The sequence below is a fragment of the Kitasatospora sp. NPDC048545 genome (assembly GCF_040651155.1).
Classification (GTDB): Bacteria; Actinomycetota; Actinomycetes; order Streptomycetales; family Streptomycetaceae; genus Kitasatospora.
In genome coordinates this window covers 230168-249307 of sequence record NZ_JBEZIQ010000006.1, presented here as the reverse complement: position 1 = coordinate 249307, position 19140 = coordinate 230168, and the positions used below count along the sequence as shown (strand labels likewise).

At 72.3% G+C, this 19140-nt stretch carries 13 protein-coding genes; 9 read left to right on the top strand and 4 right to left on the bottom strand.

Translation table 11 applies throughout. From position 1 onward, the window contains the following. Nucleotides 1-44: 44 nt before the first annotated feature. A complete protein-coding gene (locus tag AB0D10_RS09170; protein WP_360253511.1) occupies nt 45-767 on the bottom strand; it encodes a phosphoribosyltransferase family protein in 723 nt (240 codons plus the stop codon). Between the two features lie 368 nt (nt 768-1135). Between AB0D10_RS09170 and raiA the strand changes: the two genes are divergently transcribed. Beyond that, nucleotides 1136-1831 (top strand): ribosome-associated translation inhibitor RaiA, encoded by a 696-nt coding sequence (gene raiA / locus AB0D10_RS09165; RefSeq protein ID WP_360253509.1) that lies wholly within the window; start codon nt 1136-1138, stop codon nt 1829-1831. Nucleotides 1832-1994: 163 nt separating this feature from the next. Then, complete coding sequence (locus tag AB0D10_RS09160) at nt 1995-2786, top strand: response regulator transcription factor (RefSeq protein ID WP_360253507.1); 792 nt, start codon at nt 1995-1997, stop codon at nt 2784-2786. Nucleotides 2787-2797: 11 nt separating this feature from the next. Here AB0D10_RS09160 and AB0D10_RS09155 read toward each other — a convergent pair whose 3' ends face one another. Continuing rightward, on the bottom strand, nt 2798-4006 hold the full coding sequence (locus tag AB0D10_RS09155) for a crosslink repair DNA glycosylase YcaQ family protein (protein WP_360253505.1): 1209 nt from the start codon (nt 4004-4006) through the stop codon (nt 2798-2800). Nucleotides 4007-4053: 47 nt separating this feature from the next. Beyond that, nucleotides 4054-4611: a GNAT family N-acetyltransferase gene (locus tag AB0D10_RS09150; protein ID WP_360253503.1), complete on the bottom strand. Its 558-nt coding sequence runs from the start codon at nt 4609-4611 to the stop codon at nt 4054-4056. A gap of 242 nt (nt 4612-4853) precedes the next feature. Here AB0D10_RS09150 and secA point away from each other — a divergent pair, with 242 nt between their 5' ends. Further along, a complete protein-coding gene (gene secA / locus AB0D10_RS09145) occupies nt 4854-7616 on the top strand; it encodes a preprotein translocase subunit SecA (protein ID WP_360253501.1) in 2763 nt (920 codons plus the stop codon). A 107-nt stretch (nt 7617-7723) separates the two neighbouring features. On the opposite strand, the gene AB0D10_RS09140 is transcribed toward secA, so the two are convergent. Next, on the bottom strand, nt 7724-8179 hold the full coding sequence (locus AB0D10_RS09140) for an Rv3235 family protein (RefSeq protein WP_360253499.1): 456 nt from the start codon (nt 8177-8179) through the stop codon (nt 7724-7726). A 340-nt stretch (nt 8180-8519) separates the two neighbouring features. On the opposite strand from AB0D10_RS09140, the gene AB0D10_RS09135 reads away from it, so the two are divergent. The 6 genes from AB0D10_RS09135 (at nt 8520) to AB0D10_RS09110 (ending at nt 19079) form a co-directional block, all read left to right on the top strand. Then, nucleotides 8520-9719, top strand: a complete 1200-nt coding sequence (locus AB0D10_RS09135) for a patatin-like phospholipase family protein (RefSeq protein WP_360253497.1) — start codon at nt 8520-8522, stop codon at nt 9717-9719. Between the two features lie 112 nt (nt 9720-9831). After that, nucleotides 9832-10341 carry a hypothetical protein gene (locus tag AB0D10_RS09130; RefSeq protein WP_360253495.1) on the top strand — a complete coding sequence of 170 codons (510 nt, stop codon included), beginning with the start codon at nt 9832-9834 and terminating at the stop codon, nt 10339-10341. 125 nt (nt 10342-10466) lie between these two features. After that, a complete protein-coding gene (locus tag AB0D10_RS09125; protein ID WP_360253493.1) occupies nt 10467-11123 on the top strand; it encodes an HAD family hydrolase in 657 nt (218 codons plus the stop codon). A 129-nt stretch (nt 11124-11252) separates the two neighbouring features. Then, nucleotides 11253-12884, top strand: coding sequence for an L-glutamate gamma-semialdehyde dehydrogenase (gene pruA / locus AB0D10_RS09120; protein WP_360253553.1), 1632 nt, complete (start codon nt 11253-11255; stop codon nt 12882-12884). A gap of 281 nt (nt 12885-13165) precedes the next feature. Beyond that, nucleotides 13166-18112 (top strand): NAD-glutamate dehydrogenase, encoded by a 4947-nt coding sequence (locus tag AB0D10_RS09115; protein WP_360253491.1) that lies wholly within the window; start codon nt 13166-13168, stop codon nt 18110-18112. A 127-nt stretch (nt 18113-18239) separates the two neighbouring features. Then, entirely contained in the window at nt 18240-19079 is an 840-nt protein-coding gene (locus AB0D10_RS09110; protein WP_360253489.1) for a hypothetical protein, read from the top strand. Nucleotides 19080-19140: the final 61 nt, after the last annotated feature.

Sequence of the window (19140 nt, the reverse complement as noted above, 5' to 3'; positions counted from 1 at the left end):
CCGGGTCCGGCGTGCGGCCCGCGGGGTCGGCGCGCCGGTGGCGGTCAGCCCGCCGGGCGCATCGAGGTGGCCGCGACCGCGGCGCCGGCCCGGGCCGGCAGGCCGGCGTCGGCCAGCGCCCGGGCGGCCTCGGCGAGGCTGGCCCCGGTGGTCACCAGGTCGTCCACCAGGACGGGGTGACGGCCCGCCAGGCCCGCCCGGGCGCGCGGCAGCACGGTGAGCGCGCCGTGCAGGTTGCGGCGCCGCTCCGCCGCGTTCAGCCCGGTCTGGTCGGCGACCGGGCGGGCGTGCCGCAGCAGCGCCGCGGCCCGGGCGTCCAGGCCGGCCCGGCGCAGCGAGCGGGCGGCGGCCCCGGCCAGTCGCAGCGTCGGGTCGTGGCCGCGGGCGCGGACGGCCGCGCGGGCCGAGGGCATCGGCACCAGCAGCAGCGGCGCGGTGCCGGCCCGCGCTCCCAGGGCGGAGCACACGGCCCGGCCGAGGGCCTCGCCGAGCGGGCCGGCCAGTCGTAGTGCGCCGCGTTCCTTGTGGGCGAGCAGCAACTGCCGGACCGGGTCGCCGTAGGGGGCTGCGGCGTGCGCCCAGGGCAGCAGGGTGGGGCCGGGCCGTGCGGCGGCCAGGACGTGCCGGCAGGCCGGGCAGAGCTGGGTGCGTTCGCTGCCGCAGCCGGCGCAGTTCGCGGGGAGCAGGACGTCCAGCAGCCCGGCCAGTGCGTGGCCGAACGGTCCGTGGCCGGACGGTGGACGAGGGGGCGAGGGGTGCGGTGGCACGGCTGCTCCTGGCGGCGGCAGGCACGGGGAGTGAGCAAAGGATCCGCCGTATGGGGGGTGTTGTCCAGGTATTTACCGATACTTCACTCATGGGAGGGTAGACAGGGTGCAACAGCTTGACCGCCCGCTCGCAGTATCGGGTCATACCCCGTTTCTCGCCTGGGGAGGCGAAAACCCCCTGTGAGGTGTTCGATAAGGCTCCAGGGGGTTTCAACCGTCCCTGGTGGGGAGGAAGTGAGGTGAGGGCCAGTCGTTTCCGCCGCTGGCGGCGGGGCGGGGGGCCGGCAGTGGATGGGCTGGTCCAGCTGGGTCTCAGCCCGATCCGGTAGCACCCGGATCGGCGTCAGCACGAGGGATCGGAGTTCTGCGTGGACATCGTCGTCAAGGGCCGCAAGACCGAGGTGCCCAAGAGGTTCCGCGAGCACGTGGCCGAGAAGCTGGAGAAGGTCCAGAAGTTCGACGGCAAGGTGATCAGCCTCGACGTCGAGGTGTCCAAGGAGCACAACCCGCGGCAGGCCGACCGGTCGGAGCGGGTGGAGATCACTCTCCGTACCCGTGGGCCGGTGATCCGGGCCGAAGCCGCCGCCGCCGACCCGTACGCGGCGCTCGACCTGGCTTCGGCGAAGCTCGACGCGCAGCTGCGCAAGTCCGCAGACCGGCGCCGGGTGCACAAGGGCGGCGCGAACGGCCGCACCCCCATCAGCGTCGCCGAGGCGACCGCGTCCCTGGCCGCGCTGCCGGAGCCGTCGACGCTGGAGAGCGGGACCAACGGCGCCGTCCGCAAGACCATGATGGGATCCCTGGAAGTGGAGGGCGAAGGCCCGCTGGTGGTCCGGGAGAAGACGCACCCGGCCGCCCCCATGGCGCTGGACCAGGCGCTCTACGAGATGGAACTGGTCGGCCACGACTTCTACCTCTTCGTGGAGAAGGACAGCGGCCTGCCCAGCGTCGTCTACCGCCGGCACGGCTACAACTACGGTGTCATCCACCTGCAGACGGACCTGCAGGCCGGGCCGGGCAGTGGCGCGGGCGGCGCGATCGGCGAGGCCGACGACGAGGACTGACCGTCCGAGCGGTGATGGAGGGGTGACCCCGGTGGCAGCGACCGCCGGGGTCACCGGCGTTCCGGGGGCGGGGTGGTTCGAACGCGGTCGGGTCCGGGGCCGGGGTCACCCGATGCGGGGGAATCGGTGCCGGAGGGTGACCTCGGCGGCTGCCGGGCGTGGAATGATTGGCGCACGACGACCCGCGAAGGGGGAGGAGCGGATGGGGGATCACTTCGGGCTGGGGCCCGCGGCTGGGCCCGGGCTGCCGTTGGGGCCGGAGGAGGAGCCCGCGTACGCGCCGCGCCGGGGTGAGCCGATCCGTGTGCTGGTGGTGGACGACCACGCCCTGTTCCGGCGGGGGCTGGAGATCGTCCTCGCCGAGGAGCAGGACATCAAGGTCGTCGGCGAGGCGGGGGACGGCGCCGAGGCGGTGCTGAAGGCCGCCGACCTGCTGCCGGACATCATCCTGATGGACGTCCGGATGCCGCGGCGCAGCGGGATCGAGGCCTGCACGGCGATCAAGGACGTGGCACCCAGCACCAAGATCATCATGCTGACGATAAGCGACGAGGAGGCCGACCTCTACGAGGCGATCAAGGCGGGGGCCACCGGCTACCTGCTCAAGGAGATCTCCACCGACGAGGTCGCCACGGCGATCCGCGCGGTCGCCGACGGGCAGTCGCAGATCAGCCCGTCGATGGCCTCCAAGCTGCTCACCGAGTTCAAGTCGATGATCCAGCGACGGTCCGACGACCGGGACTTGGTGCCCGCGCCCCGGCTCACCGACCGGGAGCTGGAGGTGCTCAAGCTGGTGGCGACCGGGATGAACAACCGGGAGATCGCCAAAGAGCTGTTCATCAGCGAGAACACCGTGAAGAACCACGTGCGCAACATCCTGGAGAAGCTCCAACTGCATTCCAGGATGGAGGCGGTGGTGTACGCGATGCGGGAGAAGATCCTCGAAATAGGGTGAGCCGGCCGCGCTCACGCCAGCAGCTTCTCCAGGGCCGGGCGCAGCCGCTCGTCGTGCAGCGCCCCGACCCGCACGGTGTCGCAGCCGACCCAGGCGGCCGCCTCGCGCAGGGCCGTCGCCAGCGGCTCGACGTACCGGGCGTCCCGCCCCCGGTCCCCGGTGAGCGAGATCTGCCGGGCGACCAGGGTGCGGCCCTCGCGGGCCGGGTCGACCCGGCCGACCAGCCGGCCGCCGGCCAGCAGCGGCATCGCGAAGTAGCCGTGCACCCGCTTGTGCTTGGGGGTGTAGGCCTCCAGCCGGTGCTCCATGGCGAAGATCCGCTCCGTCCGCGGGCGGTCCCAGACCAGCGAGTCGAACGGCGAGAGCAGCGTGGTGCGGTGGCGCCCGCGCGGGGTGGTGGCCAGGGCGGCCGGGTCGGCCCAGGCGGGGGCCGGGGCGCCGTCCGGGCCCCAGCCGGCCACCTCGACCGGGACGAGCCCGGAGTCGGCGAGCACCGCGTCCAACTGCTCGGCGCGCAAACGGTGGTAGTCCTGGAGGTCGGCCCGGGTGGCCACTCCGAGTGCGGCGCCGGCCTGGCCGACCAGCGTGCGCACGCACTCCTCGTCCGGCGGCTCCTGGCCGAACAGCGCGTCCGGGACGGCCTGTTCGGCCAGCGCGTAGACCCGCTTCCAGCTCCGGCGCTCGGTGCAGACCACGTCGCCGAAGGCCAGTGCCCGTTCGACCGCGATCTTGGTGTCGGACCAGTCCCACCACTCGGCGGTCTTCTTGGCGCCGCCCAGCTCGGTCGAGGTCAACGGTCCCTCGGCGCGCAGCTTGTCGAGCACCAGGCGGTAGGTCTCGGGCGTGACCTGGTGGCCTCCCCACAGGTGGCCGCGGGCGCGGTAGTGGCGGCGCCGGAAGGCGAACAGCGGCCACTCCTCGACCGGCAGGACGCAGGCCGCGTGCGACCAGTACTCGAAGCTCGTGCCGCCGCCCCAGTACGCCGCCTCGACCGCCGGGCGGCCGACCGCGCCGAGGCGGGCGTACGGCACCAGCTCGTGGGAACGGGCGAGCACCGAGATGGTGTCCAGTTGGACGGCGCCCAGGTGCCGCAGCACCCCGCGCACCCCGGCCCGGCGGTCGGGCGCGCCGAGCAGCCCCTGGGCGCGCAGGGCGATCCGGCGGGCTTCGTCGGCGCTCAGGACGGTGACGGGGGTGCTGGGCGCGGCTGCGGCGGTCATGCCGGCGAGCGTAGTCCGGGGCACCGACAGCGGCCCCGGGCCCGTCCTCAGCCCAGGTCGGAGGGCAGCAGCGAGGCGACCCAGGCGTCGTGGAAGACGCCGCGCTGCTCGGCGTACGAGCGCAGCGTGCCCTCGAAGCGGTAGCCGGCCCGCTCGGCGACCGCGCGGGAGCCGTCGTTGCCGACGTAGGCCTGCCACTCCAGGCGGCGCAGGCCGAGCTCGCGCAGACCGAAGCGGGAGACGGCGCGGGCGGCCTCGGTGGTGTAGCCGCGGCCGCGGAACTCCTTCACGGCCCACCAGCCGATCTCGGCGCAGCCCGGGTCGTTCTCGCGCAGGACCAGCCCCTGGGAACCGACCAGGGCGCCGGATCCGCGCTCGAACACGCACCAGATCCGGTTCGCGCCGGTGCGCCAGCCCTCGGTGGCGAGATCGCGTACGAAGAACTCCGCGTCCTCGCGCCGGTACGGAGAGGGAACCACCGTCCAGCGCTGGATCTCCGGGTCCTGGCAGGCAGCGAAGACGGCGTCGACGTCCGATTCCTGCGGGGCCCGCAGGACGAGGCGCTCGGTGGTGAGGGTGACCGGTTCGGTGAGGGTTTCTGCCATGAACGGATTATTCCGCCGTGCACGGAAAGCGGGCATCCGAATATGCGGCCAACTCCTGGACCTGCCGACCCTTTTGTCCCGGTGGACGGTGCTATCGGGTCATGTGCTCGCGCGGGTGACACGGGAATACCGTGCTGACGCACCTCCCGGGGCATTGGACTCCTCGCATACGATGGCCCGTGCGGTGGGGTGGACCCCCCGTGCAGTCGTCCAGTGCCAATACAGGCAAGGAGCCCGCTCAAGTGTCCGTCTTCGACAAGATCCTGCGCGCCGGCGAGGGCAAGATCCTTCGCAAGCTGCAGCGGATTGCTGCCCAGGTCAACTCCATCGAAGAGGACTTCGTCAACCTCACCGACGCCGAGCTGCGCGCGCTGACCGACGAGTACAAGCAGCGGATCGCGGACGGCGAGAGCCTGGACGACATCCTCCCCGAGGCGTTCGCCACCGTCCGCGAGGCCGCCAAGCGCGTGCTCGGCCAGCGGCACTACGACGTCCAGCTCATGGGTGGCGCGGCCCTGCACCACGGGTACGTCGCCGAGATGCGCACCGGTGAGGGCAAGACCCTCGTCGGCACCCTCCCGGCGTACCTGAACGCGCTGACCGGCAAGGGCGTCCACCTGATCACCGTCAACGACTACCTCGCCGAGCGCGACTCGGAGTGGATGGGCCGGGTGCACCGCTTCCTCGGTCTCGAAGTCGGCGTGATCCTCGGGAACATGACGCCCGCCGAGCGCAAGGTCCAGTACGGGATGGACATCACGTACGGCACCAACAACGAGTTCGGCTTCGACTACCTGCGCGACAACATGGCCTGGTCGAAGGACGAACTCGTCCAGCGCGGCCACAACTTCGCGGTCGTCGACGAGGTCGACTCGATCCTCATCGACGAGGCCCGCACCCCGCTGATCATCTCCGGCCCGGCCGACCAGGCGACCAAGTGGTACGCCGACTTCGCCAAGCTGGTGCAGCGCCTGAAGATCGACCGCGACTACGAGGTCGACGAGAAGAAGCGCACCGTCGGCATCCTGGAGGACGGCGTCAGCCGGGTCGAGGACTACCTCGGCATCGACAACCTCTACGAGTCGGTGAACACCCCGCTGGTCGGCTTCCTGAACAACGCCATCAAGGCCAAGGAGCTGTACAAGGCGGACAAGGACTACGTCGTCATGAACGGCGAAGTCATGATCGTCGACGAACACACCGGCCGCATCCTGGCCGGCCGCCGCTACAACGAGGGCATGCACCAGGCGATCGAGGCCAAGGAGGGGGTGGAGGTCCAGAACGAGAACCAGACCCTGGCCACCATCACCCTGCAGAACTTCTTCCGCCTGTACAGCAAGCTCGCGGGCATGACCGGTACCGGCACCACCGAGGCCGCCGAGTTCCACCAGATCTACAAGCTCGGCGTGGTGCCGATCCCGACCAACAAGACGCCGCTGCGCATCGACCAGCCCGACCTGATCTACAAGTCGGAGCCGGCCAAGTTCGCCGCCGTGGTCGAGGACATCGCCGAGAAGCACGAGAAGGGCCAGCCGGTGCTGGTCGGCACCGTGTCGGTCGAGAAGTCCGAGTACCTGTCGCAGGAGCTGCGCAAGCGCGGCATCCCGCACGAGGTGCTGAACGCCAAGCACCACGAGCGCGAGGCGCAGATCGTCGCGCAGGCCGGCCGCAAGGGCGCCGTGACCGTCGCCACGAACATGGCCGGCCGCGGCACCGACATCATGCTGGGCGGCAACCCCGACCACCTGGCCGCCGCCGAGCTGGCGCAGCGCGGGCTCACCCCGACCGACACTCCGGACGAGTACGAGGCCTCCTTCCCGGCCGCCCTGGAGAAGGCCAAGGTCTCGGTCAAGGCCGAGCAGGACGAGGTCAAGGAGGCCGGCGGCCTCTACGTCCTCGGCACCGAGCGGCACGAGTCCCGCCGGATCGACAACCAGCTGCGCGGCCGCTCCGGCCGTCAGGGCGACCCGGGCGAGTCCCGCTTCTACCTGTCGCTGGGCGACGACCTGATGCGCCTGTTCAAGGCCGGCATGGTCGAGCGCGTGCTCTCGATGGCCAACGTGCCCGAGGACGTGCCGATCGAGTCCAAGATGGTCACCCGCGCGATCGCCTCCGCGCAGACCCAGGTCGAGCAGCAGAACTTCGAGATCCGCAAGAACGTCCTCAAGTACGACGAGGTGCTCAACCGCCAGCGCGAGGTCATCTACGGCGAGCGCCGCCGCGTGCTGGAGGGCGAGGACCTGCAGGAGCAGGTCGGCCACTTCATGGACGACACCGTCGAGGCCTACGTCAAGGCGGCCACCGGCGAGGGCTTCGAGGACGACTGGGACCTGGACAAGCTCTGGACCGCGCTCAAGCAGCTCTACCCGGTCGCCCTGGACCTGGCGGAGCTGGAGGAGGAGGTCGGCGGTCCGGCCGGCCTGACCCCCGAGTTCCTGGTCAAGGTCGTCCAGGAGGACATCCAGGCGCAGTACGGCGCCCGTGAGGACCAGCTCGGCGAGGAGATCATGCGCGAGCTGGAGCGCCGGGTCGTGCTGTCGGTGCTGGACCGCCGCTGGCGCGAGCACCTCTACGAGATGGACTACCTCCAGGAGGGCATCGGCCTGCGGGCCATGGCGCAGCGCGACCCGCTGGTCGAGTACCAGCGCGAGGGCTTCGACATGTTCACCGCGATGATGGAGGGCATCAAGGAGGAGTCCGTCGGCTACCTGTTCAACCTGGAGGTCCAGGTCGAGCAGCAGGTCGAGGAGGTCCCGGTCGAGGACGCCCAGGTGGTGCTCGACAAGCTGGAGAAGGACGCCGCCCGCCCGGAGATCAAGGCCAAGGGCCTGGAGGCCCCGAAGCCGCAGCGGCTGCACTACACGGCCCCCTCGGAGGAGGTCGGCGGCGGTGTGGTCGAGGGCGACTTCGAGGACCTCGCGCCGGAGGACGAGGGCGACGGGATGACCCGCGCCGAGCGTCGCAAGGCCGCCAAGTCGGCCAAGGGCCGCCGCCGCAAGGCCTGAGCCGGCCGCGCGGCCCGCAGGGGCCGCGGGACACCAGGCAGGACGCCGCACAGGGCGCCGCTCCCGGACGGGGGCGGCGCCCTGCGCCGTCCCCCGGTCGCGTGCGGTCACCGGGCCTCCACGGCGGTGCACTGCCACTGCCCGGCCGGGCCGCGCTGCTCCAGCCGGAAGGCCACCATGTGGTGCCGGCGGCCCAGGTCGACCCGGACGCAGGCCTCGACCGCGTCGGGCGAGGGCGAGCGGTCGTGCACCGGGCCGAGCCGGGGCCGGTCGGCGGCCCCGCCGCGGCGCAGCGCGCCCGTCCGGACCAGCGAGGCGAGCTGCCCGTAGCCGTCCAGGCTGGTGTGCCGCATCAGCTGCCCGGAGGGCCGCGCGCCGGTGAGCACCTCGACCAGCTGGTGGGCGAAGCGGGAGGCCAGCGCCCGGGGGTCGGCCGTGGGGGCGCCGGCGCCGACGCCGGCGCAGGCGGTGCGCGGGTGCCGGGGGTGGCGCCCGGCCGGGTCGCAGGCGCCGCCGACGGTGCGCGGGCGGCGGGGCGGGCGGGTGGCGGGGTGGGTGGTCACGGTGGCTCCTCGACGGGGTGGTGCGGGTACGGACGGGTCCAGGCTGGGGGCGCCGCCCGTGGCGCGGCAACGCCTTTCCGGAGCGGTCGGAGCCCGCTCCCGGATTCACCTATCCGGGTGAATCGGCCAGTGCGGTGACGGGTCGGGGCGGCTATCGGAGGGCACCGGGTTGACGGCCGGGGGCCGTTCGTACGGCTCGAAAGGGGACGGTCCGACTGGGCGGACCGGGTGGCGGCGCCGGGGCGTCGCATTGCGCCGTCCCGCCCCGGCGCGCACCATCGGAGCCTGACCGGGAACCGCGGGGAGCTGACAGACGCCCCCAGGACGACGGGCGGGCGGAATGACGACGACACGGGTAGCAGCAGCGGTGCCGGCCCCGACGGTCGCGGGCGCCGCGCCGCGCGCCGGGGGCGCACCCCGGCGGGGCCTGGTGCTGGGCGGCGGCGGGATGCTCGGCGCGGCCTGGACGGTCGGCGCGCTGTGCGCCGTCGAGGAGGCCACCGGGCGTCGGCCCGGCGACGCCGACGTCCTGCTCGGCACCTCGGCGGGCGCGATCCTCGCCGCGATGCTGTCCGGCGGCGTCCACCCCGAACAGCTGCGCGACCACCAGCGCGGCCTGCCGGTCGCCGACGGCCCGCTGGCCGGGCTCGCCTTCGACTACGACACCGCGGTCGGCGGTGCGCTGCCGCCCAGGCCGCGGGCCGGCATCGGCTCGCCGGGCCTGCTGCGCGACGCCGTCCGGCACCCGCGCGAGTACCCGCTGCTGACCATGGTCTCGGCGATGGCGCCGCACGGCCGAGGCTCGCTGGCCCCGGTCGGCGAGCTGGTGCGCGGGCTGCTCGGCCCGGCCGGCTGGCCGGACCCGGACCCGGACCCGGACCCGGTCGCGGACCCGGAGGGGGACGCGGACCGGGCCGTCCCCGGCGCGGGTGGCGGGACGGTGCCGGCGGCGGGCTCACCGCTGCGGGTGGCGGCCGTGGACTACCGCAGCGGCCACCGGGTGGTCTTCGGCGACCCGGACGCCCCGGCGGTCGCGGTCGCCGACGCCGTGATGGCCTCCTGCGCCATCCCCGGCTGGTTCGCGCCGGTGCGCCTGAACGGTTCGGCGTACGTGGACGGCGGCTGCTGGTCGGCCACCAATGCCGACCTGATGCTCGGCCGCGGCCTGGACGAGGTGTACGTGCTGGCCCCGATGGCCCTGCGGCTGGACCCCGGGCCCGCGAGGGCCGGGCGCGCCGCGGCGGCCGGTGCGGCCGGACGCGGGCGCGACACCCTGACCGCGCTGCGCGAGTGGCGCGACCGGGACCGCCCGCGCGGCGTACTGGCCCAGCTGGTCAGCCGCTACCGCCGCGCCGTCACCCGGCAGCTGCTGCGCGAGGCCGCGCTGCTGCGGGCCGAGGGCGTCCGGGTGCGGCTGCTCGCGCCGACCCTGGCGGACCTGGCGGTGATGGGCCCGAACATGATGGACCCGGCCCGTCGCGGAGCCGTCCTGGAATGCGCGCTGCGCACCAGCCGGGAGGCGCTGCGGGCCGCACGGTGACCGGGCCCGGACCGGGGGTGATCACGGGAGCCCCGCGGAGCTTATTCTTGGGGCGCTGGAGAATCCGTTCCGCTGGACGAAGCCCGCTGGATCGAACCGGAGAGTGCCACCGATGCGCGTGTACGTGCCCACCACCCTGACCGGCCTGGCGGCGGCGCACGAGGGCGGCGCCCTGGAGCAGTCCGCGGCGTACGCCGTGACCCCCGCGCTGCGCGAGTGGTACGTCAGCGACGACATCGAGGAACTGGAGTACGCGGCGCTCAACCGGGCCGCGCAGTCCTCCCTGCGGCTGCTGGCTGCCGACCCGGACGCCCCGCGCCGCCGGGTCGTGGTGGCGCTGGACGTGGCCGACGCGTCCGTGCGGCCGTTCCCCGGCGACGAGTACCAGGACCAGGCCTCGCTCGGCCGGGTGGTGCTGGCCGGCCCGGTGCGGCTGGCCAAGGCGGCCGCGGTGCACGCGGACGTGTCCGACGACGAAGTGGTCACGGACGTCGCCGCCGCGGTGGCGGCGGTGGCCGCGGCCGACGCGGGCGACCAGGACGCCCAGTTCACCGTGGACGGCGCCGAGGACCACGACCTGCTCTGGTTCGCGACCCAGGAGATCCCCGCGCTGTTCGCCTGAGCCGGCACACCGGCCGCCCGGGTCGCCCCCGTGCGCCCCGGGCGCACGCCCGGCGAGCCGGGTGGGGCGGGTGCGTGAGTTCCGCCCTACCGGCGCATCGGTGCCCGGCGTTACCGTTGTTCCCCGTGCGCACTCACATCGTTTGGGACTGGAACGGCACCCTCTTCCACGACATGGAAGCGGTGCTCGGGGCGAGCAACGCCGCGTTCGCGACCATCGGCGTCGGGCCGATGAGCCTGCAGGAGTACCGCGAGCAGTACGAGATCCCGATCCCGCGCTTCTACCAGCGGCTGCTCGGCCGGGAGCCCTCCGCGCAGGAGTGGCTGGAGCTGGACGGCGCCTTCCACGACCGCTACCGCGAGCTGAGCCCGTCCTGCGGGCTGACCGACGGCGCCCGCGAGCTGATGGCCGACTGGCAGGCGGCCGGGCACAGTCAGTCGCTGCTGTCGCTGTACGTGCACGACAAGCTGGTGCCGCTGGTCGAGACCTTCGGTCTGACCGGCCACTTCCTGCGGGTGGACGGCCGCAGCGGCCCGGCCGGCGGGCAGAAGGCGGAGCACCTGGTGCGGCATCTGGGCGCGCTCGGCGAGCAGGTGGACCCGGCCCGTACGGTCCTCATCGGCGACGCCGCGGACGACGCCCTGGCGGCGCTGAGCGTGGGCGCGCGGGCGGTGCTGTACACCGGCGGCTCGCACACCCGGGAGAAGCTGGAGCCGGTCGGCGTCCCCGTGGTGGACACCCTGGCCGAGGCGGTCGAACTGGCGGGCCGGCTCACCCGCTGAGCCCCCCGGGCGTGACCGCAGTGGCGGGCGCCACGTCCGCCGTCCGCGTGTCTGAGCGGGCGGACCGGGCCGTCGCTGGTCAGGCTGGACCGACAGCCGAGCAACCAGCAGGACGGAGCCGCCATGCCCATCGACGCAGTCACCGAGGTGCCGACCCCGGTCAACGAGCCGGTGCACGGGTACGCACCCGGCAGTGCGGAGCGGGACCGGCTGGTCCGCCGGCTGGACGAGCTGGCGGCCGAGCAGGTCCCGCTGCCGATGACCATCGGTGGTGAGCAGCGCTTCGGCGGCGGCGAGCGGATCGAGGTCGTGCAGCCGCACCACCACGCGGCCAAGCTCGGCGTGCTCGGCAACGCCACCCGGGAGGACGCCAGGGCCGCGGTGGACGCCGCGCTGGCCGCCGGGCGGCAGTGGCGCTCGCTCTCCTTCGACGACCGGGCGGCGGTCTTCCTGCGCGCCGCCGACCTGCTCGCCGGGCCCTGGCGGGAGACGCTCAACGCGGCCACCATGCTCGGCCAGTCCAAGACCGCGCAGCAGGCCGAGATCGACTCCGCCTGCGAGCTGATCGACTTCTGGCGGTTCAACGTGCACTTCGCCCGGCGGATCCTGGCCGACCAGCCGATCTCCTCGCCCGGCGTGTGGAACCGCACCGACCACCGCCCGCTGGAGGGCTTCGTCTACGCGGTGACCCCGTTCAACTTCACCGCGATCGCCGGCAACCTGCCCACCGCGCCCGCGCTGATGGGCAACACCGTGGTCTGGAAGCCCGCGCCGACCCAGACCCTGGCCGCCCACCACCTGATGCGGCTGCTGGAGGCGGCCGGCCTGCCGCCGGGGGTGATCAACATGGTCACCGGCGACGGCTTGCAGGTCTCGCCGGTCGCGCTGGCCGACCCGGCGCTCGCCGGGCTGCACTTCACCGGCTCCACCGCCACCTTCCAGTCGCTGTGGCAGACCGTCGGCGCCAACATCGGCGGCTACCGCACGTACCCGAGGATCGTCGGCGAGACCGGCGGCAAGGACTTCCTGCTGGCCCACCGCTCGGCCGACCCGGAGATCCTGAGGACCGCGCTGCTCCGCGGCGCCTTCGAGTACCAGGGCCAGAAGTGCTCCGCGCTGTCCCGGGCCTACCTGCCGCGCAGCCTCTGGCAGAGGATCAAGGACGACTTCCTGGCGGAGGTGGACGCGCTCGCGGTGGGCGACGTCACCGACCTGTCCAACTTCATGGGCGCCCTGATCGACCGGCGCGCCTTCGAGCGGAACCGGGACGCCATCGAGCGCGCCAAGGCGGACCCGACGGTCGAGCTCGCGGCCGGCGGCCAGTACGACGACGCGATCGGCTGGTTCGTCCGGCCCACCGTCCTGGTCTCCTCGGACCACCGGGGCGAGATCTTCCGGACCGAGTACTTCGGGCCGATCCTCGCCGTCCACGTGTACGAGGACTCCCGCTGGGACGACGTCCTCCGCCGGGTCGACGGCGGGGCACCGTACGGCCTGACCGGCTCGGTGATCGCGCAGGATCGTTACGCCATCGCCCAGGCCGTCGAGGAGCTGCGGTTCGCCGCCGGGAACTTCTACATCAACGACAAACCCACCGGTGCCGTCGTCGGCCAGCAGCCCTTCGGCGGGGGCCGGGCCTCCGGCACCAACGACAAGGCCGGTGCCGCCCAGAACCTCCTGCGGTGGACCTCGGCGCGGTCGATCAAGGAGTCCTTCGTACCTCCGACCCAGCACCGATACCCGCACATGGGCCGAGAGTGAACATGAGCCTCCGGTTTGGACATGCTGTCCAGGACGGACCCGACATCCTGCAGGTTTGCGCCTCCCCGTCCCTGTCCACCTTCGATTGATCCGGTTAGGCTGGCTGGCGTCGTCGGGTGGCTTGCAGGACGAACGTGTCGTCCTACCCACTGGGAGGACGTTTCATGCGCGCCATGAGCCCCTTTCAGTCGGATAGTGCGGCAGGATTGCGGCTGACCCGTCGGTGTACACCCACACACCAACCGAGTCACGCAACGGCGCGCGACAGGAGCCAAGAAGTCATGCAGACCAAGCTGGACGCAGCCAAGGCCGAACTGCTCAAGAAGGCAGCCGCAGCCGCTGAGAACAGCCAGGTGGGGGGAGCGGCGCCGGGGGAGGGTCTGAGCAACGGCGCTCTGACCGCGTACCTGCACCACTACTACCTCCACACCGCGCCCGAGGACCTGGTCGACCGCGACCCGGTCGACGTCTACGGCGCGGCCGCCTCCCACTACCGCCTGGGCCTCAAGCGCCCGCAGGGCACCGCCGAGGTGCGGGTCTACACCCCCTCGGTCGAGGAGAACGGCTGGTCCTGCGGCCACACGGTCGTCGAGGTCGTCACGGACGACATGTCCTTCCTGGTCGACTCCGTCACCAACGAGCTGTCCCGCCAGGACCGCGGCATCCACATCGTGATCCACCCCCAGCTGGTCGTCCGCCGTGACATCACCGGCAAGCTGCTGGAGATCCTGGACGTCGACGCCTGCTCCCGCAGCCAGGCCGCCGGCACCGAGTGGCCCGCCGACGCGACCGTCGAGTCGTGGATGCACATCGAGATCGACCGCGAGACCGACCGCGACGACCTGCGCACCATCGAGGGCAACCTGCGCCGCGTGCTCGGAGACGTCCGCGAGGTCGTCGAGGACTGGGCCAAGATGCGCGAGAGCGCGCTGCGCCTGGCCGACGAACTGGCCGAGGAGCCCCCGGCCGGCCTGCCCGAGCAGGAGGTCGGCGAGGCCTGGGAGCTGATGCGCTGGCTCGCCGACGACCACTTCACCTTCCTCGGCTACCGCGAGTACGACCTGGTCGAGCACGAGGGCGAGGAGGTCCTCAAGGCCGTCGCCGGGACCGGCCTCGGCATCCTGCGCTCCGACCCGCACAGCCACGACGACCGCCACCACTCGGTCAGCGAGGCCTTCGGCCGGCTCTCCGCGCCGGTGCGCGCCAAGGCCCACGAGAAGAAGCTGCTCGTCCTGACCAAGGCCAACAGCCGTGCCACCGTGCACCGCCCGGCCTACCTGGACTACGTCGGCGTGAAGAAGTTCAACGCCGCCGGTGAGCCGATCGGCGAGCGCCGCTTCCTCGGCCTGTTCTCCTCCGCGGCCTACACCGAGTCCGTCACCCGCATCCCGGTCGTGCGCCGCAAGGTCCAGGCCGTGCTGGAGGACTCCGGCTTCTCCGGCGAGAGCCACGACGGCCGCGACCTGCTGCAGATCATGGAGACCTTCCCGCGGGACGAGATCTTCCAGACCCCGGCCTCCGAGCTGCTCTCCATCGCCACCAGCGTGCTCTACCTGCAGGAGCGCCGTAAGCTGCGCCTCTTCCTGCGTCAGGACGAGTACGGGCGCTACTTCTCCGCCTTCATCTACCTGCCGCGCGACCGCTACACCACGCGGATCCGGCTGCTGCTCACCGACATCCTCAAGGAAGAGCTGAACGGCGCCACCATCGACTACACGGTGTACGCCACCGAGTCGGTGCTGACCCGCCTGCACTTCGTGGTCCGGGTCGCCCCGGGCACCGAGCTGCCCCGGCTCACCGACTCCGACATCGAGCGGATCGAGAACCGACTGGCCGAGGCCGCCCGGTTCTGGATGGACGGCTTCCACGACCAGCTGCACCTGGAGCTCGGCGAGGAGAAGGCCGCCGAACTCGGCCACAAGTACGCCAACGCCTTCCCCGACGGCTACCGCGCCGACTTCCCGCCGCGCACCGCCGTCTCCGACATCAAGCAGATCGAGTCGCTGCACGGCGAGGGCGACTTCCGCCTGAACCTGTACCAGCCCGTCGGCGCCGGCGACGACGAGCGCCGCTTCAAGATCTACCGCGTCGGCGGCCCGATCTCGCTCACCGAGGTCCTGCCGGTGCTCCAGCGCCTGGGCGTCGAGGTGCTCGACGAGCACCCGTACGCGCTGCGCCGCTCCGACGGCACCACGGCGTGGGTCTACGACTTCGGTCTGAAGCTGCGCGAGGCCACCGAGCTCACCGACGAGGCCCGCGACCGCTTCCAGGAGACCTTCGCCGCCACCTGGACGGGCAAGGCCGAGAACGACGGCTTCAACGAGCTGGTGCTGACCGCCGGGCTGACCTGGCGCCAGACGATGATGCTCCGCGCGTACGCCAAGTACCTTCGCCAGGCGGGCTCCACGTTCTCCCAGGACTACATGGAGGACGCGCTCCGCAACAACACCCACACCACCCGCCTGCTGGTCAACCTGTTCGAGGCGCGGCTGAGCCCGAGCCACCGCTCGGGCGCCCTGGAGCTGACCGAGGGCATCCTGGAGGAGCTGACCGGGGCCCTCGACGAGGTCGTCTCGCTGGACGAGGACCGCATCCTGCGCTCCTTCCTGAACCTCATCAAGGCCACCCTGCGGACCAACTTCTTCCAGCACGCCGCCGACGGCGAGTGGCACTCCTACGTGTCGATGAAGTTCGACCCGAAGGCCGTCCCGGACCTGCCGGCCCCGCGCCCGGCGTTCGAGATCTGGGTCTACTCCCCGCAGGTCGAGGGCGTGCACCTGCGCTTCGGCAAGGTCGCCCGCGGCGGTCTGCGCTGGTCCGACCGGCGCGAGGACTTCCGCACCGAGATCCTGGGCCTGGTCAAGGCGCAGATGGTCAAGAACACCGTCATCGTGCCGGTCGGCGCCAAGGGCGGCTTCGTCGCCAAGCAGCTGCCGGACCCGTCGGTGGACCGCGACGCCTGGCTGGCCGAGGGCATCTCCTCGTACAAGACCTTCATCTCGGCGCTGCTCGACATCACCGACAACCTGGTCGGCGGCGCGGTCGTCCACCCGGCCGACGTGGTCCGCCACGACGAGGACGACACCTACCTGGTCGTCGCCGCCGACAAGGGCACCGCGACCTTCTCCGACATCGCCAACGGCGTCGCGGAGTCGTACGGCTTCTGGCTGGGCGACGCGTTCGCCTCCGGCGGCTCGGCCGGCTACGACCACAAGGGCATGGGCATCACCGCCCGCGGCGCCTGGGAGTCGGTCAAGCGCAACTTCCGCGAGCTCGGCGTCGACACCCAGTCCGAGGACTTCACCGTCATCGGCATCGGCGACATGTCCGGCGACGTCTTCGGCAACGGCATGCTGCTCAGCGAGCACATCCGCCTGGTCGCCGCCTTCGACCACCGCCACATCTTCATCGACCCCAACCCGGACGCGGCCGCCTCGTACGCCGAGCGCCGCCGCCTCTTCGACCTGCCGCGCAGCTCCTGGGACGACTACGACAAGTCGCTGATCTCGGCCGGCGGCGGGGTGTACCCCCGCTCGGCGAAGGCGATCCAGCTGACCCCGCAGGCCCGGGCCGCCCTCGGCGTCCAGACGGGCAAGCTCACCCCGGCCGAGCTGATGAAGGCGATCCTGCAGGCACCGGTCGACCTGTTCTGGAACGGCGGCATCGGCACCTACGTCAAGGCCTCCATCGAGACCAACGCCGAGGTCGGCGACAAGGCCAACGACGCGATCCGCGTCAACGGCGAGCAGGTCCGGGCCCGGGTCATCGGCGAGGGCGGCAACCTCGGCTGCACCCAGCTCGGCCGCATCGAGTACGCGGCCACCGGCGGCCCGGAGGGTACCGGCGGCTGGATCAACACCGACGCGATCGACAACTCGGCCGGTGTGGACACCTCGGACCACGAGGTCAACATCAAGATCCTGCTCAACCAGGTCGTCGCCGAGGGCGACATGACGGTCAAGCAGCGCAACGTCCTGCTGGCCGAGATGACCGACGAGGTCGGCCACCTGGTGCTGCGCAACAACTACGCGCAGAACGTGGTGCTGGCCAACGCCGTCGCCCAGGCACACAGCATGGTCAACGTCCACGCGCGGATGATCAACCGCTTCGAGGCGGCCGGCCGTCTCGACCGGGGGCTGGAGTTCCTGCCCACCGAGCGCCAGATCCGTGACCGCCAGCAGAACGGCCGCGGGCTCTCCCAGCCCGAGATGTCCGTGCTGCTCGCCTACACCAAGATCATCCTGGCCGACGAGCTGCTCGCCACCGACCTGCCCGACGACCCGTACTTCCGCACCGCGCTGCACGACTACTTCCCCAGCGCGCTGCGGGCCCGGTTCGCCGACGCGATCGACAACCACGCGCTGCGCCGCGAGATCATCACCACGCTGATCGTCAACGACACGATCAACCGCGGTGGCTGCACCTTCGCCTTCCGCCTGAAGGAGGAGACCGGCGCGACCTACGAGGAGATCGCCCGGACGCACACCGCCGCGCGGGCCGTCTTCGGCCTGGAGACGATCTGGGGCGAGATCGAGGGCCTGGACAACCGGGTCCCGGCCCGGGTGCAGACCAAGATGCGCCTGCACTCGCGCCGCCTGGTCGAGCGCGCCACCCGGTGGATGCTCAACAACCGCCGCCAGCCGCTCGACATCGCCGGGACCATCGAGTTCTTCCACGACCGGGTCAACCAGGTCTGGGGCTCGCTGCCCAAGCCGCTCCGCGGCGAGGACCTGGCCTGGTTCGAGTCCATCCACGGCGAACTCGCCGCGGCCGGGGTGCCGGAGGAGCTGGTCACCCGGATCGCCGGCCTCTCCTCGGTCTTCCCGACCCTGGACATCACCGAGGTCGCGGACCGCTCCGGCAAGGATGTCGCCGACGTCGCCGAGCTCTACTACGACCTGGGCGACCGGCTGCAGATCTCGCACCTGCTCGACCGCATCATCGAGCTGCCCCGCACCGACCGCTGGTCGTCGATGGCCCGGGCCGCGATCCGCGAGGACCTGTTCGCGGCGCACGCGGCGCTGACCGCCGACATCCTGGCCTGCGGCCCCGACGGCGCCACCCCGGAGGAGCGCTACACCGCCTGGTCGGAGCTCAACGCCACCCTGCTCAACCGCGCCAAGAGCACCCTCGACGACATAAGGGGTTCGGACAACTACGAGCTGTCCAGCCTCTCGGTCGCGATGCGCGTCATCCGCACCCTGCTGCGCACCGGTTCGATGCGCTGACGGACAGCCGCACGGAAGGGCCCGCGTCCACGGACGCGGGCCCTTCCGCGTACCGCGCGGCAACCGGTTGTGGATCGTGGGCCGACCTTCGCTACGGTGATCCCGAACGATCAAGGGGGATCACGACATGGGGAAGAACCGAGCTCCGGTCCGCGCGGTGGGCGTGGGCATCTCGGTGGTGCTGCTGGTCGCCGGAGCGGCAGCCTGTACGTCCGACGACAAGAAGGGCGCGGCCGGGGCCGGCGCGGCGGCGACGGCAGGCGCGCCCTCGGCGGCGCCCACGACCAAGGGGCCGGAGGCCTTCTCGGCGGCCGGCTACCGCGGCCTGAAGCCCGGCACGACGAAGGACGCCGGCCTGGCCACCGGCGCGCTGGAGACCGCGCCGGTCTCGCTGCTCGACGGCTGCACGGACTTCGTCTACAAGGGCGGCCCGGCGCCCGACCAGGCCCGGATGACCGCGGAGGCGGCCACCGAGGCCCGCTACAAGGACCTGAACGCCAAGGCCGACGCGGCCTCCGGCAAGGCGCCCGCCCCGGCGGGCACCGTGCCGCCGAACGCCTCCGCGAAGGACGCGGCGGCGGCCGCCGCCGGCTCGGCCGCCGCGGCCAAGGACTCGGCGGCCACCGCCAAGCTGATGGCGGACGCGACGCAGTCCATCGTCGACCTGATGGTGGCCCGGGAGACCAAGGAGAAGGCGTACCTGGCCACCGGCCGTGTCTCCTTCGCCGCGGCCGGCCTGCGCGAGCTGGTCGCCCCGGCCGAGGCGAGGACGGCCGAGGGCATCGGCGCCGGTGCCACCCTGGAGGCCTTGCAGCAGGCCTACGGCGCCAAGGGCCTCCAGTCGGCCAAGAGCGGCAAGTACGTCCTCCCGGTGGAGGGCCAGCAGGGCTGGCAGTACGAGTTCACCATGGACGGCGGAAACGTCGCCGGGATGGCCCTGGTCAACCGCGAGCTGAAGTGCGGCTGACCGGCTGACCGGCCGCGGAGGGCCCCGACGAACCGCCCGGTTCGTCGGGGCCCTCCGTCGT

Excerpts from the sequence above, each read along its gene's own strand:
- AB0D10_RS09110 (WP_360253489.1), top strand. The coding sequence starts at position 18,240 with ATGGGGAAGAACCGAGCTCCGGTCCGCGCGGTGGGCGTGGGCATCTCG.
- AB0D10_RS09130 (WP_360253495.1), top strand. The coding sequence starts at position 9,832 with ATGCGCGTGTACGTGCCCACCACCCTGACCGGCCTGGCGGCGGCGCAC.
- AB0D10_RS09155 (WP_360253505.1), bottom strand. The coding sequence starts at position 4,006 with ATGACCGCCGCAGCCGCGCCCAGCACCCCCGTCACCGTCCTGAGCGCC.
- AB0D10_RS09160 (WP_360253507.1), top strand. The coding sequence starts at position 1,995 with ATGATTGGCGCACGACGACCCGCGAAGGGGGAGGAGCGGATGGGGGAT.
- AB0D10_RS09150 (WP_360253503.1), bottom strand. The coding sequence starts at position 4,611 with ATGGCAGAAACCCTCACCGAACCGGTCACCCTCACCACCGAGCGCCTC.
- AB0D10_RS09135 (WP_360253497.1), top strand. The coding sequence starts at position 8,520 with ATGACGACGACACGGGTAGCAGCAGCGGTGCCGGCCCCGACGGTCGCG.
- AB0D10_RS09115 (WP_360253491.1), top strand. The coding sequence starts at position 13,166 with ATGCAGACCAAGCTGGACGCAGCCAAGGCCGAACTGCTCAAGAAGGCA.